The sequence below is a fragment of the Sorangium sp. So ce119 genome (assembly GCF_051524405.1).
GTDB lineage: Bacteria > Myxococcota_A > Polyangia > Polyangiales > Polyangiaceae > Sorangium > Sorangium cellulosum_G.
In genome coordinates, this window is the sequence record NZ_CP150310.1 from 7431893 (window position 1) to 7449887 (window position 17995).

11 protein-coding genes are annotated in these 17995 nt (G+C 76.5%); 7 read left to right on the top strand and 4 right to left on the bottom strand.

The window, feature by feature from the left end:
- Nucleotides 1-31: 31 nt before the first annotated feature.
- From WME76_RS27975 to WME76_RS27985, 3 genes are read right to left on the bottom strand one after another with little or no spacing between them, the layout of a single operon-like run.
- Nucleotides 32-937 (bottom strand): ABC transporter permease subunit, encoded by a 906-nt coding sequence (locus WME76_RS27975; RefSeq protein WP_437955327.1) that lies wholly within the window; start codon nt 935-937, stop codon nt 32-34.
- The gene (locus tag WME76_RS27980) at nt 934-2034 is read right to left on the bottom strand and encodes an ABC transporter permease (protein WP_437955328.1); all 1101 of its coding nucleotides are present in this window, start codon (nt 2032-2034) and stop codon (nt 934-936) included. The genes WME76_RS27975 and WME76_RS27980 overlap by 4 nt, the downstream gene beginning before the upstream one ends.
- On the bottom strand, nt 2031-3635 hold the full coding sequence (locus tag WME76_RS27985; RefSeq protein WP_437955329.1) for an ABC transporter ATP-binding protein: 1605 nt from the start codon (nt 3633-3635) through the stop codon (nt 2031-2033). The genes WME76_RS27980 and WME76_RS27985 overlap by 4 nt, the downstream gene beginning before the upstream one ends.
- A gap of 220 nt (nt 3636-3855) precedes the next feature.
- On the opposite strand from WME76_RS27985, the gene WME76_RS27990 reads away from it, so the two are divergent.
- Nucleotides 3856-6279 (top strand): fused MFS/spermidine synthase, encoded by a 2424-nt coding sequence (locus tag WME76_RS27990; RefSeq protein WP_437955330.1) that lies wholly within the window; start codon nt 3856-3858, stop codon nt 6277-6279.
- Nucleotides 6280-6358: 79 nt separating this feature from the next.
- Here the strand turns inward: WME76_RS27990 and WME76_RS27995 are convergent, their stop codons facing one another.
- The gene (locus WME76_RS27995) at nt 6359-7162 is read right to left on the bottom strand and encodes an OmpA family protein (RefSeq protein ID WP_437955331.1); all 804 of its coding nucleotides are present in this window, start codon (nt 7160-7162) and stop codon (nt 6359-6361) included.
- Between the two features lie 145 nt (nt 7163-7307).
- Here WME76_RS27995 and larE point away from each other — a divergent pair, with 145 nt between their 5' ends.
- From larE to WME76_RS28025, 6 genes are all read left to right on the top strand, one after another.
- Complete coding sequence (gene larE, locus WME76_RS28000) at nt 7308-8168, top strand: ATP-dependent sacrificial sulfur transferase LarE (RefSeq protein ID WP_437955332.1); 861 nt, start codon at nt 7308-7310, stop codon at nt 8166-8168.
- Between the two features lie 34 nt (nt 8169-8202).
- Nucleotides 8203-9123 carry an MBL fold metallo-hydrolase gene (locus WME76_RS28005; protein WP_437955333.1) on the top strand — a complete coding sequence of 307 codons (921 nt, stop codon included), beginning with the start codon at nt 8203-8205 and terminating at the stop codon, nt 9121-9123.
- Between the two features lie 371 nt (nt 9124-9494).
- On the top strand, nt 9495-11117 hold the full coding sequence (locus tag WME76_RS28010; protein ID WP_437955334.1) for a TIGR02677 family protein: 1623 nt from the start codon (nt 9495-9497) through the stop codon (nt 11115-11117).
- On the top strand, nt 11114-12385 hold the full coding sequence (locus tag WME76_RS28015) for a TIGR02678 family protein (RefSeq protein WP_437955335.1): 1272 nt from the start codon (nt 11114-11116) through the stop codon (nt 12383-12385). The genes WME76_RS28010 and WME76_RS28015 overlap by 4 nt, the downstream gene beginning before the upstream one ends.
- The gene (locus WME76_RS28020) at nt 12382-16563 is read left to right on the top strand and encodes a TIGR02680 family protein (protein ID WP_437955336.1); all 4182 of its coding nucleotides are present in this window, start codon (nt 12382-12384) and stop codon (nt 16561-16563) included. The genes WME76_RS28015 and WME76_RS28020 overlap by 4 nt, the downstream gene beginning before the upstream one ends.
- Nucleotides 16560-17798: a TIGR02679 family protein gene (locus WME76_RS28025; protein ID WP_437955337.1), complete on the top strand. Its 1239-nt coding sequence runs from the start codon at nt 16560-16562 to the stop codon at nt 17796-17798. The genes WME76_RS28020 and WME76_RS28025 overlap by 4 nt, the downstream gene beginning before the upstream one ends.
- Nucleotides 17799-17995: the final 197 nt, after the last annotated feature.

Below are 17995 nucleotides of genomic sequence, written 5' to 3' on the forward strand. Positions count from 1 at the left end.
GCGCCGCGCCGCGGCGATCCGACGAGGTAGGTCACGGATCGGCGCGCTCGCCGGGCCGCGCGGCCGCGCGCCGCGCCGCGAGCGCCAGGGCCGCGAGCGTCGCGACGTACGGCAGGAGCTGCACGAGATCGCCCGCGCGCGACGCCCCGCGCGCCGCGGGCTGGAGCGCGATCTGGAGGGCCTCCAGCGCGCCGAACACGAGGCACGCGAGCGCCGCGCGGCCGGCGCGCAGGCCGCTCACGACGACGGCCGCGAGCGCGATGAAGCCGCGGCCGCTCGACATGCCGGCGTCGAAGCGGTGCTGGTCATAGGCGAGGTGCGCGCCGCCGAGCGCGCAGATCGCGCCGGACAGCGCGAGCGCGGCGCAGCGGACGCGGGTCACGGGGACGCCCGCGGCGGCGGCGGCGACCGCGTCCTCGCCCACGGCGCGCACGCGGAGCCCGAAGCGGGTGCGCGCGAGCAGGAGCGGCGTGGCCGCGACCGCGAGCGCCGCCGCGAGGGCGATCGGATCCAGGAGCACGCGCGCGAGCAGCGCCGCGCCGCTCTTCCCTGTCGGGCCGGCGCGGAAGCCCTCGATCGCGGGCGAGCTCGAGGAGCTGTCGTAGAGGCCGCGCAGGAGGAGGCGCGTGCCCGCGTAGGCGAGCAGGTTGAGCGCGATGCCGCTGATGACGGCGTGCACGCCGGCGCGCTCGACGAGCAACGCGTGGCCGAGCGAGAGGGCGGCGCCCGCGGCGATCGCGGCGGCGAGGCCGGCCGCCGCGCTGCCCGTCGCGAGGGCGACCGCCACCGACGCGAACGCGCTCGCGAGCAGCACCCCCTCGAGGCCGATCTGGACGACGCCCGCGCGCTCCGCCCAGATGCCGCCGATCGCCGCGCAGGCGTACGGCGCGGCGATCCGCAGCGTCTCCGCGGCCATCACGAGCGCGGGCGGGCTCACCGCGGCGCCGCCCCGGGGAGGCGCGGGCCGCGCGCGCGCTCGCCGAGGCCCGACGCCGCGGCGACGAGCACGATGGCCAGCGCCTCGAGCACGTCCATCGCCTCCTTCGGGACGCGCGCGTTGACGGCGAGGCCGGCCTGCTCGAGGGTGCCGAAGAGCACGGCCGCGAGGACGAGCCCGAGCGGCGTCCCGCGGCCGAGCAGCGCGACCGGGATCCCGGAGAAGCCCGCGCCCGCGCCGAGGCCGAGCTCGTAGTACCCCTTGTAGCCGAGCGTGGTCGCGGTCATGGCGGCGCCGGCCACGGCGCCGGAGGCGAGCATCGCCGCGAGGCGGCGGCGCGGCACGTCGATGCCCTCGGCGCGCGCGGCCTCGGCGCCCAGCCCCACGAAGCGCATCTCGCGGCCCGCGCGGCTCCGCGACAGCGCGCGGTGCGCCGCGAACGCGAGCGCCACCGCGAGGACGAAGGCGACGCTCGCGGCGCTGCCGCGCAGGGCGGGGACGAAGCGGTCGAGCCGCGGCAGCGTGGCCGCGGGGATGGCGTCCGCGGTGCGCATCGCCGCCGCGCCGAGGACCGACGCGAGCAGCCACGGCGCGAGCACGTCGGCGATGCGGTTCATCATGATCCCGCTGATGATCTCGTGGGCGCCGAGGCGCGCGCGCAGGAGCGCGGGGACGAGCGCGACGCCGGCGCCGGTCGCCATGGCGCACCCGATCGACGCCGGGACGGCGACGGCCCACGGCGTGCCCGGGGGGAGCCCGGCCGCGACGACGGCGCCCGCGAGGCTCGCCATCGCGACCTGCCCCTCGGCGCCGATGTTGAAGAGGCCGGCGCGCAGCGCGATGGAGAAGGCGAGCCCGGTGAAGAGGAGCGGGGTCGCCTTGAAGAGCACCTGCCCCACGCCGTACGGGGTGCCCCACGTGCCCTCGAAGGCGCGGACCAGCACCGAGATCGGCGCCTCGCCGAAGCTGAACGAGATGAGGTTCAGGGCGAGGAGGATGCCGCCGAGCACGAGCGCCGCCGGGAGGGCGCCCGCCTGCAGCCGGCGCAGCGGGCGCCGCCAGCGCGCGGGCGTGGACGGCGCGCCGGCCGCGCTCACGCGGCCTCCAGGCCGAGCATCGCGCGCCCGATCTGCTCGTCGGAGCACCCCGGGGGCAGGCTCGCGACGATCTTGCCCTGGCGCATCACGAGCAGCCGGTGGCAGAGCCGCCGGAGCTCGCCGAGGTCCGCGCTGATCACGAGGATCGCGAGCCCCGCCCTGGAGGCCTCGGCGATGGCCGCGTGGATCACCGCGGCGGCGCCGACGTCGACGCCCCGGGTCGGCTGGGCGAGGACCGCGGCGGCGCGCCGCGGCGCGCGGGTCGCCTCGCCCGGGCCGGGCGCCGCCGGCGCGACGCGGTCGAGCGCGCGCGCGACCACGATCTTCTGCTGGTTCCCGCCGGAGAGCTCGCCCGCGAGGCGGGCCGGATCCGGCGGCTCGACGCGGAAGCGGGCGACGCGGCGCGCGACGAGGGCCGCCTCGGCGGCGCGCCCGCGGGCGCCTCGCGGCAGCTCGCCGAGGTCGCCGAGGACGAGGTTGTCGCGGACCTGTGCGTCGAGGAGCAGGCCCTCGGCGTGGCGGTCCTCGTGCACCACGCCGAGGCACGCCCGACGCGCGCGGATGCCCCACGAGGAGATCTCGACCCCGCCGACGGCGACGCGACCGGCCGCGCGCGGCTCCATCCCGGCGAGGGCGCGCACGAGCTCGCGCTGGCCGTTGCCCTCGACGCCCGCGACGCCGGCGATCTCCCCCGCGCGCACCGCGAGGCTCACGCCGTCGAGCAGGCGCCGCCCGCCGGCGCCTGTCACGGTGAGCCCGGCGACCTCGAGCGCCGCGGGCGCGCCCTCGGCGAGCGGCGGCCGCTCGACCTGCGGCGGCGGCTCGCCGCCCATGATCGCGCAGGTGAGCTCGCGCTCCACGTCCGCCGACCGGCGCACCGCCGGCCAGGACAGCGCGACCTGCCCGCGGCGCATCACGGTGACGCGATCCGCGAACCGGATCACCTCGTCGAGCCGGTGGGTCACGACCGCGACCGTGCGGCCCTCGCGCGCGAGGCGCCGGAGGGTCGCGTACAGCTCGTCGGCCTCCAGCGGAGAGAGCACGGCCGTCGGCTCGTCGAGCAGGATCGCCCGGGCCCCGCGGTAGAGCACCCGCAGGATCTCGAGCTTCTGCCGCTCGCCCACGGTGAGCGCGGACGTCACGGCGTCGAGCGGGATCGAGAGCCCCGCGGCCTGCATGAGCGCGCCGGCGCCGGCGCGGGCAGCGGCGAGGTCGAGGCGCCCCCCGCGGCGCGCGGGCTCGCAGCCGAGCACGAGGTTCTCGAGCGCGCGGAAGCTCCCGACGAGCATGAAGTGCTGGTGGACCATGCCCACGCCGCGGCGGGCGGCCTCGGCGGGCGTCGCCGGCCGGAGCGGGACGCCGTCGACCCGGACGACGCCGGCGTCGGGCGCGAGCACGCCGGCGGCGAGCTTGAGGAGCGTGGACTTGCCGGCGCCGTTCTCGCCGACGATCGCGTGGAGCGCGCCCGGCGCGAGGCGGAGCGAGGCGTCGCGCACGGCGATCTGCGCGCCATAGCGGCGGCTCACGTCGTCGAGCTCGATCGCCGCGCCCGGGCCGGCGACGGCCGGCGCGAGGGCCCCCGCGGCCGGCGGCGCGGTCATGAAGCGGGGCTCCAGGGCGCGCGCGGCGGCGCGACGGCGGGGCGACGCTGGGCGATCACGCCCGGGATAAGCGGCCCGCCCTGGCGTGACGCCAGTCGCGCCGGCGCTCCTTGGAGGTCCGGGTTTGCCCGAGGAGCGCCGCCGAGGACGGCACATCGAGCGCCCCTCGCGCGCCGCTAAGATGCCTCCTCCTCCCGCGCCTGTACTAGCGTGCGCGCCCGTGCGCTCCCGCTTCCCGCTCGTGGCCGCCCTGTTCTTCGTCTCTGGCGCCACCGGCCTCCTCTACGAGGTCGCCTTCTCCAAGCTGCTCGCCTACGTCTTCGGCGCCACCGCCTATGCCGTGAGCACGGTCCTCGCCTCCTTCATGGGCGGCCTCGCCCTCGGCGCGCACCTCGGCGGCCGGCACGCCGCGTCCGCCCGCCGCCCGCTCGTCGTCTACGGCGCGCTCGAGGCGATCGTCGGCGCGATCTGCGCCGTCTCGCCGTTCCTGTTCGAGGCCCTGACCTCGGCCTACGTCGCCGTCGCCCGCGCCGCGCCGGAGTCGCTCACGCTGCTCACCGCGGCGCGCGCCGCGCTGACGGCCCTCGTGGTCGTCGTCCCCACGGTCGCGATGGGCGCCACGCTGCCCGTGCTCTCGCGCATCGTCCGCGCCGACGCCGGCGCCGCGCCGGACGGCGGCGCGCCCCCCGCGGACCACGACGCCGCGCGCCGCCTCGCCTCGCTGTACGCCATCAACACGGCGGGCGGCGCGGCCGGCGCGCTCTCCGGCGCCTACGTCGTCCTCCCGCACCTCGGCATCCGCGGCGCGCTCTGGTCCGCGGCGATCGCCAACCTCGCCCTCGGCGCCGTCGCGATCGCCGCCGGGCTCCGCGGCGCGGCGCCCGCGCTCGACGCCGCGGCGTCGGCTCGCTCTGCCGGGGCCCGCTCCCCCGAGGCCCGCTCGCCAGAGGCTCGCTCCCTGGACGCCGCCCTCGCCGACCGCGGCGAGCCGGCGTTCCTGCTCCCGCTCGCGTTCGCCTCGGGCTTCCTGGTCTTCGCCGCCGAGGTCGTCCAGACGCACCTGCTCGCGCTGCTCATCGGCAACAGCGCCTACGCCTTCGGGCTGATGCTCGCCGTCTTCCTCGTCTGCCTCGCGGCCGGCGCCGCGCGCTCGCATGTCCTCGCGCGCCGCCACGGCGAGGGCGCGCTCTGGCGCGGGCTCGTCTCCGCGGCCCTCTCGCTCGCGGCCACCATCCCGCTCTGGGACCAGCTCCCGCGGATCTTCGCCTTCGCGGGCAAGCACGTCGACAGCTGGGCCGGCCGCGAGGCGTGCCGCGCGCTCGCCGCGCTCGCGATCCTCGCGCTGCCCACGCTGTGCATGGGCACCACGTTCCCCCTCCTCCTCGCGCGCGCCGCCGCGCACGCCGACGTGGCCGCGCGCGTCGGCCGGCTCACCTCCGCCAACACCCTCGGCACGATCGCCGGATCCATCGTTACCGGCTACCTGCTCCTGCCCGTGCTCGGCTCGGAGCGCGCCCTCCTCGCGATCGCGCTCGCCTTCGCCCTGACCGCCGTCCTCGCCGCCGCGCGCGCCCGCGCCGAGCTCCCCCGCGCCCTCGCCGTCGCCGCCGCCGCGGCCGCCCTCGCCGCGCTCGCGCCCCGCTGGGACATGGCGCGCCTCACGAGCGGCGCGAACGTCTACTTCGCCATGGGTCCGCGCCCCGAGCGCATCGACTTCGTGCGCGAGGACGTGCACGGCGGCGTCACCACCGTCGCGCACCGCGCCGGCGTCTCGACCATGTACACGAACGGCAAGTTCCAGGGCGACGACGGCCCCGAGATGACGGCGCAGCGGCGGTTCGCGCACTTCCCCTCGCTCTTCGTCCGCGACGCGCGCGCCGCGCTCGTCATCGGCCTCGGCACCGGCACGACGACCGGCACCATCGCCGCCTACCCCTTCGAGCGCATCGACGTCGTCGAGATCTCGCCCGCCATCGTCGAGGCCTCTCGCCGCTTCTTCGCGGGCCCGAGCCTCCAGGCGCTCGACGACCCTCGCGTGCGCCTCTCGCTCAACGACGGCAGGAACGAGCTGCTCGTCGCGCAGCGCCGCTACGACCTCATCACGATCGAGCTCTCCAGCGTCTGGTTCGCGGGCGCGGCGAGCCTCTACAGCCGCGAGTTCTACGAGCTCGCCCGCTCCCGGCTCGCCGAGGGTGGCATCCTGCAGCAATGGGTGCAGCTCCACCACATCCGGCGGCGCGAGCTCGCCGCCGTGGTGCGGACGATGCGCAGCGCCTTCCCGCACGTGGCGCTGTTCGTGGGCGGCGCGCAGGGCATCCTTGTCGCGAGCGCCGCGCCGCTCGTCGCCTCGGAGGCGCGCCTCGCCGCGCTCGACGCGCGCCCGGCGCTCCAGCCCGCGCTCGCCGGCGCGCGGCTCGCGGACCTGCTCGGCGACCTCGTGACCTCTGGCGAGGACCTCGACCGGCTCATCGCCGACGCCGCCGAGGACGGCGGGCCGATCCTCTCCACCGACGACAACCTCTACCTCGAGTACGCCACGCCGAAGGGCAACGTGCTCCCCTACGACGCGTCGCTCGACGCGACGCTCGCGCTCCTGGAGCGGTACCGCACGCGGTCGCCGCGCGAGCGGCACCTCGGGCCCTGAGCGCGCTCGGCCCCCGCCCGCCGGCGACCGCCTCCGAGGGCGCCGGCCCCCGCCCGCCGGCGACCGCCTCCGAGGTCGCTCAGCTCCCGTCCGCCGGCTTCGCTGGCGCGCCGTCCTTGGCCGGCGCGCTCGGCGCCGGCGGCTCGCCCTCCGGCGCGGCCTGGCCCCGCGGCTTGACCTGCACCGGCCTGACCTCGTCGCCCGTCGCCACGAAGCCCCTGCGCAGCGGCGGCGCCTTCGGCTGCGCGGCCTGCTGCGCGCGCAGCTTGCGCTCGTCCAGGCTCAGCACCTCCAGCGCGAGGCCGCCCGCGTACGGGTCCTGCCCCAGGAAGGGGCGCCCGTTCACCTCGGCGACGTGGAACTCGACCCGGCGGTTCTCGCTGCGCCCCGCCGCGATCTCGTTCGGCCCGAGCGGGCGCGACTCGCCGAAGCCGACCGCGATCAGCCGGAGGTTGTCGACCCCGCCATCGACCAGCCAGTTGGCGACCGCGAGGGCGCGCTTCGCGCTGAGGTCCTGGTTGTGCTCCTCGCTCGCCTGCGCGTCGGTGTGCCCCTCGATCCGCAGCCGCGTCACCTCCGTGTGCTCCTTGAGGAACTGGAGCAGCGTCTCCAGCGTCTTCTCGCTGCCCGGCCGGATCACCGCCTTGTTCGTCTCGAAGACGATCTTGCCCTCGATGTAGACCTGGCTCTCCCCGCCCTGCTCCGACCAGGCCTTCTCCGGGTACCAGCGCGGGAGCGGGCGCTGCTCGTCGGCGCGCGGCAGGTCCCGCGGCGGCAGCCGGTTGTCTCCGCACCCCTGACCAGCGTGCGCGGCGGCCGCGAGCGCCACCGCGACCGCGAACGGCAGGGCGGTGCGCCCTGCCTGCTTCCTCTTCGAGTCCATCTCGCCCTGTAGCGTGTCAGAACCCGCGCTCGAACCGCAAGTAACCTGGCGGGAGCGGGCACAAGGGGCCGGAAGCAGGCGGCGCGATCCCGCGGGCGCCGGGCCGACCGGCGCGCCATGCGGCGTGTGGTAAAGGAAGCGAGCCATGTCCGCGCCGTCGCCCACGCCCGAGGGCTCGCCCATCGACAACAAGCTCGCCCGGCTCCGCGACCGCCTTCGCGAGCTCGGCTCCGTCCTCGTCTGCTACTCCGGCGGGGTCGACAGCGCCTTCGTCCTCGCGGTCGCCCACCAGGAGCTCGGCCCGAGGGCCGTCGGGATGACCGCTGTCTCGCCGAGCCTCGCGCCGGCCGAGAAGGAAGAGGCCACGGCGATCGCCCGCCTGATCGGCGCCGACCACCGGCTGGTCGAGTCGTCCGAGATCGACGACCCGCGCTACGTGGCGAACAACCCCGACCGCTGCTTCCACTGCAAGAGCGAGCTCTACCGGATCGCCGTGCGCAAGCAGTCCGAGTGGGGGCTCGCGGCGATCCTGAACGGCACCAACACCGACGACCTCGGCGACTACCGCCCCGGCCTCGAGGCGGCGCGCGAGGCGGGCGTGCTGAGCCCCCTGGTCGAGCTCGGCTTCAGCAAGGCCGACGTGCGCGCCGGCGCCGCGCGCGTGGGCCTGCCCATCTGGGACAAGCCGGCCGCCGCCTGCCTCTCCAGCCGCATCCCCTACGGGACCAGCGTCACGCGCGAGCGGCTCGCGCAGATCGGCGGCTTCGAGGCCGCGCTGCGCGGACTCGGCTTCCGCCAGGTCCGCGTCCGCTACCACGACGACCTCGCGCGCATCGAGCTCGACGCCGGCGAGCTCACGCGCGCCGCCGAGCCGTCGATCCGCGCCGAGATCGTCGCCGCCGGCAAGCGGCACGGCTTCCGCTATGTGACGCTCGACCTCGGCGGGTACAGGACCGGCAGCCACAACGAGGTCCTCGTCGGCCGCGCCCTCAAGATCGTGAGCTGACCGGCGGCGCGCCCCGCCGAGAGGACCGCCGACCATGGGACGCTTCGATCACCTCGCGACGCAGCCGCGCCGCGGCCCGGCCGACATCCTCCGCTGGAAGGTCGTCGACGCCATCGCCGGCAAAAACCGCAAGGATCCCGGGGGGTTCTCGACGCCCGCGCGCGCCTACGACCGCGCGCTCGTCGCGAGCGCCGCGCCGTCGCTCACCTGGATCGGGCACGCCTCCTTCCTGGTCGCGCTGGGCGGGGCGAAGCTGCTCATCGACCCCATCTACCGCGACGGGCCCGGGCCGCTGCGCCGCCTCGCGCCGCCCGGCATCCCGCTCGGCAAGCTGCCGCCCATCGACGCGGTCCTGATCACCCACAACCACCGCGACCACCTCGACACGTGGACGCTGTCCCAGCTCGGCGGCGCGCCGCTTTACATCGCGCCCGTCGGCCACGAGGCGATCCTCCGCAAGGCGGGCGCGCAGCAGATCGTCGAGCTCGAGTGGTGGGGCGCCACCACCGTCGGCGGGGTCGAGATCACGCTGGTCCCCGCGCGCCACTGGTCGATGCGCTTTCCCTGGGACCGGAACGACGCGCTCTGGGGCGGCTACCTGATGCGCGCCGCCGAGGGCACGGCGTACCACTCGGGCGACACCGCGCTCTTCGACGGCTTCGCGGAGATCGGCCGGCGCGCCGGCGCGATCGACTGGGCCATGCTGCCGATCGGCGCCTACGATCCACGCTGGTTCATGCAGCCCCAGCACATGTGCCCGGAGGAGGCGATCGAGGCGAGCCTCCTGCTCGGCGCGCGCCGGCTGGTGGCGATGCACTGGGGCACCTACCGGCTGACGGACGAGCCCCCCGGCGAGCCGCCGGAGCGGGTGCGCGCCGGCTGGCAGGAGCGCGGGCTCCCGGGCGACGCGCTCTGGATCCTCGACGTGGGCGAGACGCGGGCGCTCGCCCGCTGAGCGGGCGCGGCGGCGACCGCCGCGCGCCGTTCCGCGCGCCGGTCGGGGAGCGCCGCGCGCGCCGGCCGCGGTGCGCCTCGGCCGGCCGCCGGAGGGCGCGTCGGTCAGTCGAGAATACCGCACGAAGCCTCTCCGGCAGGAGACCTCCAGCACGAGCCAAAACAACGAGGCACGATCCATAATGAGGAGGGGAAGCGAAAGACCACGAGAATTTACCCTGCATAACAGCAATGCTCCGCGCCGGTGGATCCGTCAGGATCGGCCGCAACCCTCGATTGACAGCGATACGATACCGGCACAGGTAGCGGCGACGCGCTGCGGGCAAAGACACCAGCGCACGAGCGTGCAGGAGCTGCTCAGGGGTCATGGACATGTCGTCCGCGAAGCTTCCGGCCTTCACCTACCTGACGGTGGAGAACGCGGCGCTTTACCGCGCCATCATGCGATCGTTCGTCGAGGCGCGAGAGCGTTTCGTGCTGCACCTCAGGCCGGCCGACGTCGGCCGTGCCGTCCGCGACGGCAGCATCGACTCGGCGTCGGTCGAAGCGGCGCTCCACAAGCTCTGCGAGTGGGGGAACCTGCAATCCCACCTGGACACGGCGGACGTCGCGACCGTCGAGGAATTCTATCGTCCCCGCTTCCTCTACCAGCTCACGCCGCAGGGAGAGGCCGTGGAGCGCGCCGTGGGCACCTACTTCGAGACGCTCGCGCGGCGCGGCGAGCTCCAGGCGGCCGCCCTCGGCGATATCCGCACCTTGCTGGAGAACGTCGTCCGCATGCTCGACGACCGCGACCGCCAGGAGCTCGATGACAGCGCGGTGCACCTCGCGCTCTCGGCGCTGCGCGCACGCTTCGACGAGCTCACCACGCAAGCGCAAGCGTTCATGGGGAGCCTCCAGCGAAGCATCGATTTGCACGGGGCCGACGTGCAAAGCTTCCTCGCCTACAAGCAGCGGCTCATCGACTACCTCGAGCGCTTCGTCGGTCAGCTCGTGATCGCGACCGCCGATATCGCCGAGCTGCTCGGCCGCATCGATAGCGCAGCGGCGCGCCGGCTCGCAGAGAGCGCCGGCCGGCGCGAGATCGCCGACACGCTCGGCGGCGACGAGGCCGATTTCAAGGCCGCTGCGGCGCGGTGGGAGGCCCGGATCGAGGGCCTGCGCGGCTGGTTCATCGGCCACCCGGGCGCCCCGTCGCAAGCCGAGGAGCTCAGGGCCCGCGCCCGCGCGGCGATCCCTGCCCTCCTCGCCGCCATCGCCAGCCTGCACGACCGCCGCTTCACCCGCAGCGACCGCACCGCCGACCTCCGCGCCCTCGCCCGCTGGTTCGCCGCGGCCCCGAGCGACGCCGACGCCCACCGGCTCTGGCGCGCCGCCTTCGGCCTCGCCTCGGCCCGGCACCTCTTCATCAACGAGGCCGCGCTCGCCGAGCGCGAGGCCGCGCCCGTCCCCGCCGCCAGGTCGTGGTTCGACGCGCCCCCGCTCCGCATCTCGCCGCGCCTCCGTGCCACCGGCCGGCACGCCCGGCCCGGGCGACAGAGCGGCGTGATCGACCGATCCCGCGAGAAGGCGCTCCTCCTCGCCCAGCAGGACGAGGAGGCGCTCGCGCTCCAGGCGGCGCGCGCCCAGCTCGCGACCGGCCGGCCGACGCGCCTGTCCGAGATCGGCGAGCTCGCTCCCCTCGCCTTCGACCTGCTCCTCGACTGGCTCGGCGAGGCGCTCGCCGCCGGCGACGGCGAGATCCTCTCGGCGGACGGCGCGATCGCCATCTCGCTCACCCCCACCGGCGACGGCCGCATCGCGACCATCACGACGCCCGCCGGCGCCTTCAGCGGTCCGGATCACGTCATCACGCTGCGCGCCCTCGCGCCGGAGGAGGCCGCCCCCACGGGGCGCCGCGCGCCCGCGCCCGCGCCGGCAGCATCCCCGCACGCGCCGGCAGCATCCCCGCACGCGCCGGCAGCATCCCCGCACGCGCCGGCGCAGAGCCCGTGACGCGCGCCCTCGAAGCCCAGGCGCGGCACGAGCAGCAGCAGGCGATGCGAGCGCTCCTGAAGAGCCCGCTCCTGCCCGCGGCCGACGCGCACGCCGCGTCGTTCCTGCTCGTGCGGCGCCACGCCGCGGCGCTCCGCGCCTGGCTCGCCCGCTATCCCCGCTGGTCGCTGCACGTCGAGATCGATCAGGCGCGTCTGCGCAAGACCCCGGCCGACCTCACCGACGGCACGCGCCCCGCGCTCGACCCCCACCACGAGACCCCCTTCACGCGGCGCCGCTACGTGCTGCTCTGCCTCGCGCTGCTCGCCCTGGAAGGCGAGGACCGCCAGACCACGCTCGGGCGGCTCGCCGAGCGCATGATGGGCTACTTCGCCGGCGATCCGGCGCTCGCCCGGGCCGGCGCCTTCGCGCTCGAGGTGCAGGACCAGCGGCGCGACCTCGTCCACGTCGTCCGCTTCCTCCTCTCGCTGCGCGTGCTCGCGCGCGTCGCGGGAGAGGAGCAGGGGTTCATCGCCGATCAGCGCCGCGACGTGCTCTACAACGTGAATCGGCCCGCCCTGGCGGCCATGCTGAGCGTGCGCCGCGGCCCGTCGACCATCGAGGCCGAGGACCTCACCGCGCGGCTCGCGGCCCTCGTCGAGGAGCTCGCCCCCGAGACCGACGACGCCAGGAACCAGGCGCTGCGCGCCCGCCTCTTTCGCAGGCTCCTCGACGATCCGGTCGTCTACTACGACGACCTCGGCCCGGACGAGCGCGCCTACCTCACGAGCCAGCGGCCGTTCATCGTCAGCGAGATCGAGGCGGCGACCGGGCTCGTGGCCGAGGTGCGGCGCGAGGGGATCGCCATGGTCGATCCCCACGAGGAGCTCACCGACCTCGCGATGCCCGAGGAGGGCACCGAGGGACACCTGACGCTGCTCGTCGCGGAGTGGCTCGCCGGCTGCGCGCGAAACGAGAAGCGCGTCGGCCGGGCCGCGGTCGAGCAGCGCGTGGCGGAGCTCATCGCCGCGCACCGGGGGCGCTGGAAGAAGGCGGTCACCGAGGCGGACGCGGAGGTCGAGCTCACCGACATGGCGCTCACGCGGCTCGCCGCGCTCCGGCTGTTGCGCTGGACGCCGGCGGGCATCGAGCCGCTCCCGGCGCTCGCCCGGTACGCGGTCGCCGCGCCGGCCGCCCCGCGGGCGCAGGCGACGACGGCGCAGGCGGCGATGCGCTTCGCCGAGCCGACGAGCACGCCGCCCCTCACCACGACCGAGAGCACGCCGTGACCCTGCCCTCCCCCACGACCCGACGCTGGCAGCCGCTCCGCAGCGGCCTGCTCAACCTCTACCGCTACGACAACGAGGAGTTCCACTTCGAAGGGGGCCGGCTGCTCCTGCGAGGGAACAACGGTAGCGGCAAGTCGCGCGTGCTCGCGCTGCAGCTCCCGTTCCTGCTCGACGGGGAGGTGAGCCCTCACCGCCTGGAGCCGGACGCCGACCCGGCGAAGCGGATCGAGTGGAACCTGCTCCTCGGCCGCTACGACGAGCGGCGCGGCTACACCTGGATCGAGCTCGGCCGGCGCGACGACGACGGGACCGAGCACTACCTGACGCTCGGCTGCGGGCTGCACGCCGTCGAGGGGCGCGGGCTCGCCAGCAAGTGGCTGTTCGTCACCTCGAAGCGCGTCGGGCGCGACCTGTTCCTGCAGAGCGCGGGGGTCGCGCTCGGCAAGGAGCGGCTGGAGGCGGAGATCGGCGACAGCGGCGGGGTGTTCACGAGCGCCGCCGCCTACCGCGCCGCTGTCGATCGCCGGCTCTTCCGGCTGGGCGAGCGGTACGACGCGTTGCTCGACCTCCTGATCCAGCTCCGGCAGCCGCAGCTCTCACGCAAGCTCGACGAGGCGCAGCTCTCCAAGGCCCTGTCGAGCGCGCTGCCGCCGGTCCCGCCGGCGGTCGTGGCCGACCTCGCCGACTCGTTCCGGAGCCTGGAGGCGGATCGCGCCGGACTCGACAGCTTCCTCGCGGCGAGCGCGGCGTCGGCGACGTTCGTCGACGAGTACCGCCGCTACGTTCGGGTCGCGGCGCGGCGGCGCGCGGCCGGCGTGCGGAGCACGCACGCCGCCTACGAGGCCGCGATGCGGGAGCTCAGGGCCGCGGAGGCGGCGCTCGGGCAGGCGAAGGCCGCCACGGAGGCGGCGGCGACGCGCGAGCAGGAGGCGTCGCTCGAGGCGAGCGGCGCGGCGCGCGAGGTCGAGACGCTGAGCCAGCGCCCCGAGATGGATCAGGCGCGCGCGCTCGACGAGGCGCGCCGCGCGGCGGACGCTGCGGCGCGCGAGGCGGACGACGCGGAGCGCGAGCACCGCCGCGCCGCGGAGCAGGCCGAGCGGCGCGCGCGCGATCGCGAGGCCGCCGAAGCCGACGCGCGCGCCGAGCGCGAGGCGCTGGCAGAGACGCTCGCCGCGGCCGAGGGCGCGGCCTCGGCCGTCGCGCTGCCGCCGCCGACCTTGCCCGAGGGCTGGGGTTTCTGGCCCCGGGCGCCGCAAGGCGACCCGGAGCCCCCAGCGTCGACCTGGGAGGCCGACCCGGAGCGCGCGCTGTCAGGGGCGCGCGCCCGCTTCGACGCCGGCGTGGCCGACCGCCGCCGGGGCGTCTCGCTCGCGCGCAAGCTCGAGGGCGAGCTCGAGGCGGCGCGCGCTGCGCTGGAGCGCGCGCGGGCGGCGCTCGAGGCGGCCGCCGCGCGGCTCGAGCGCGCGCGGGAGCGGGCGCGCGAGGCGCAGGCGAAGCGCGAGGAGGCGGCGGACGCGCTCGTCACGGCGTGGCGCGCGTGGGCGCTCGGGCTCGCGGAGCTCTGCGTCTCCGGCGAGGAGGTCGAGGCGCTGTGCGACGCGCTCGCGGCGTGGTGCGAGCACGGCGAGGGCGAGGGCCCGGCGGCGCGGGTGGCGCACCGCGCGCTCGCCGACGTCCAGGGGCGGATCGCGGCGGCGAGGGCCGAGGCCGACCGCGCGATCGCGGCGGCGGAAGAGGAGCTGCGCGCGCTGGAGGAAGAGCGGGCCGCGCTCGAGCGCGGTGCGCATCGCCCGCCGCTGCCGCCGCCCGCGCGCGCCCCGGATGCCCGCAAGGGGCGCGCTGGTGCGCCGCTGTGGCAGCTCTGCGAGTTCGCGCCCGAGCTCGACGCGGCCGCGCGGGCGGGCCTGGAGGCGGCGCTCGAAGCGTCCGGCCTGCTGGACGCGTGGGTGATGCCCGACGGCCGGCTGCTCGCGGAGGGCGTGCTCGACACGGCGCTGTCGGGCGCCGAGGTGACGGCGCTCCCGCGCGAGCGGCAGCTCGGCCGCTGGCTGCGCGCGGCGCCAGCATCGAGCGCCGCGGGCGGCGAGGGGGACGCCGCGAGCGCCCCGCCGGTGCCGCAGGACGTGGTGGACGCGTTGCTCGCGCGCGTCGGCGCCCGGCGGGGCTCCGGTCGGGTCTGGGTCGACGTCTCGGGCAGCTTCGCGCTGGGGCCGCTGCACGGCGCCGGGGCCAAGCCGGAGGCGGAGCACATCGGCCAGGCCTCGCGGGAGGCGGCGCGGAAGCGGCGGCTCGCCGCGATCGAGGCGGAGCTCCGCGAGGCGGCGGCGGCGCGACAGGCCGCGCGGGCCGCGCTGGCGGAGCTCGACCGCCGCGAGCGCGCCGCTCGGGACGAGGCGGCCCGGGCGCCATCGGACGCACCGGTGCGGGGCGCGCTCGCGGCGGAGCAGGCGGCTGCGGCGGGCGTCGCTGACGCGCGCGCGGCGGCGGCCGCGGAGGAGGAGCGCGCGCTGGCGTGCCAGGAGCGCGAGGCTCTGGCGCTCGCGGAGCGGGATCGGACCGCCCGGGACCTGCGGCTCACGGCGTGGGTCGGCGCGCTGGATCGCCACGACGCGGCGCTGAATGCGCTGGTGCAGGCCGCTGCGGCGCTGTGGCCGACCGCGCGCGCGGCCGCGGCGGCGGCTCGGCGCGCGCGCCAGGCGGAGGAGGAGGCGCGGCTCGCCGCCGAGCGCGTCGCGGATCGCGCGGAGGCGCGGCAGCGCGCGGTGGCGCGGCGCCACGACGCGGAGGTGCGCCGAGACACGCTGCAGCGGACGACGGGCGCGCGGGTCGAGGAGATCCTGCGCCAGCTCGCGGCGGCGCGGGACCGGCGCGCGGCGCTCGAGAAAGCGCTCGAGGGCGCGCGGAGGGCCCACGGCGACGCGCGCGTGGCGGAGGGGCGCGCGCAGGAGAGGCTGAAGCCGCTCGGCGACGATCTCGAGCGGGCGACGACCGAGCGGGCGACGCAGATCGAGGCGCTCACGGCGATGGCGCGGGCGCGCCTCTTGGCGGTGCTGGAGCTCGCGGACGTCGAGATGGGCGAGGGGTGGTCGCCGACGCGGGCGGTCGAGGTGGCGCGTAGGATCGAGGCGTCGAGCGGCGATGTCGAGCACGACGACCGGGTGTGGGACCGGCAGCAGCGGGGCATTTTTCAGCACGTGGAGGCGCTGCGGGACGCGCTCTTGCCGCACGGCTACGGGCCGCAGACGACGAGCGAGGACGGCCTCATCGCGGTGACGGTGCCGTTCCAGGATCGGACGTGGGCGGTTCACGACCTCCAGCGGATGCTGGCGGACGAGGTCGCGCACCGCCGGATGATGCTGGACGCCCGCGAGCGGGAGGTGCTGGAGAACCACCTCATCGGCGAGGTCGCGAGCCACCTGCACGATCTCCTGCACCGGTGCGAGACGATGGTGCGCGACATGAACCAGGAGCTCGAAGCGCGCCCGACGAGCACGGGGATGAGGCTGCGCTTCTCGTGGACGCCGCTCGCGGAGGGTCCGCCGGGGCTGCCGGAGGCGAGGCAGCGGTTGATGCGCGCGGGCGGCACCTGGTCGCTCGCGGATCGCGAGCTGCTCGCGGGGTTCTTGAAGGATCGGATCGAGGAGGTGCGCGCGCGGGACGAGGCGGCGAGCTGGCAGGAGCAGCTCGCGACCGCGCTCGATTACCGCGCGTGGCACGCGTTCGCGGTGGAGCGCCACCAGGACGGTGTCTGGAAGCGGCTGACGCGGCGCACGTACGGCACGGGCTCGGGCGGTGAGAAGGCGCTGGCGCTGACGATCCCGCAGTTCGCGGCGGCGGCGGCGCACTACCGCAGCGCGGATCCGCACGCGCCGCGGCTGATCCTGCTCGACGAGGCGTTCGTGGGCATCGACCCGGACATGCGCGCGAAGTGCATGGGGCTCTTGGCGGCGTTCGACCTGGATTTCGTGATGACGAGCGAGCGGGAGTGGGGCTGTTACGCGACGCTGCCGAGCCTGTCGATCCACCAGCTCACGGTGAAGCCGGACATCGACGCGGTCGGGGTGACGCGATGGGTGTGGAACGGCCGGGAGCGGGTGCGCTCGAGCGGCGCGGCGGCGCCGGCGGAGCCCCCGCCTGGCGGCGCGCCGGGGCCGATGTTCCGCAACGGCGCCTCGTGAGCGGCGACCGGCTGCGGGCGGTCCTTGGCACCCCGGAGCTCGGGTGGATCATGGAGAAGGCCCGGCGGCGGCTGGAGCGGGGCGAGCCGTTGCGGGGCGCGGCCGTGCGGCGCCGTGATCCTTCGGCGGCGGAGCGCGCCGCGGTGGAGCGTCTGCTGGGCCGGATCGTGCGCGGCGCGATCCTGTCGGTGTCGCTGGATGAGCTCGACCAGCTCTTGCGGGCGGCGGATCTCTGCGCAGGCCTGGAGGCTGCGGTGGTGGCGCTGGCGGGGCCGGTGTGGGATCGCCGCGCGGAGGCGGCCCGGGTGGAGGCGGCCTACCAGGCGATCTTCGAGGAGGCGGCCGCGACGCACGATGGCCGGCCGGAGGTGGACGCGTGGCTCGATGAGCTGCGCGCGAGCGGCCTCGTGCGGCGGCTGTCGTGCGGCGACCTCGTGGCGGCGCGGCGGCTTGTGCGGCAGGCGGTGGAGGCGGTGCGCCGCTTGCCGGCGGAGGGCATCCTGCTGGCGGAGCTCGCGGCGGCGGTGGCTGGGGACAGCCACGGGCTCGATGTGGGCGCGCCGCTCGGCGCGCTGGTGATCCGGTTCGCGGCGGCGCTGTCCGGCGTGGCGCGCTGGGAGCGCGCCGCGGACCGGCGGGAGGCGTGGGACGGCGCGGGGGTGCTGCTGGACGAGCTGAGCACCTCGGCGCTGGTGCTCAACCTGGGTGCGGCGCCGGACGGCCTTTCGGGGCGGGTGCTCGCGATGCATGCGGCGGAAGGCGAGCCGGTGCGGCTTACGGTCCGGCAGCTCCGGCGCGCGCCGCCGCGGTTCGAGGTGTCGGGCCGCGAGGTGTTCGTCTGCGAGAACCCTGCGATCCTGGCGGCGGCGGCGGAGCGTCTCGGGCCGCGGGGGGCGCCGCTCGTCTGCGTGGAGGGGCAGGTCCGGACCGCGGCGCGGCTCCTCCTGGAGCGCCTCCGCGGCGCCGGGGCGACGCTGCGGTACCACGGCGATTTCGACTGGGGAGGCGTCCGCATCGGGAACGTGGTGATCGGGCGCCACGGCGCCCTGCCATGGCGGTACGGCGTTGCGGACTACCGCGAAGCGCCGAAGGGGGCGGAGCTCGCCGGGGCGCCGGTGGCGGCGGCCTGGGACGAGGCGCTCGGCGCCGCCATGCGCGAGGACGGGCGCGCGGTGCACGAGGAGGGAGTCGCCGAGGCGCTGCTCGCTGACCTGCGGGCCGCCGGCGCGCGCTGATCAGCCACCACGGCTCGCCATACGAAGAATACGGCAGCATACGACGCACCTTGAGCCGGGGTGCCCGCCGGCCGAGCCCAAGCGGGGCGGGCCGACGGCGACAGCACCTCGCGCCCGCCGATCTGGACACGCCGGCCGCCCATCTGGACACGCCGGCCGCCCATCTGGACACGCCGCCCGCCCATCTGGACACGCCG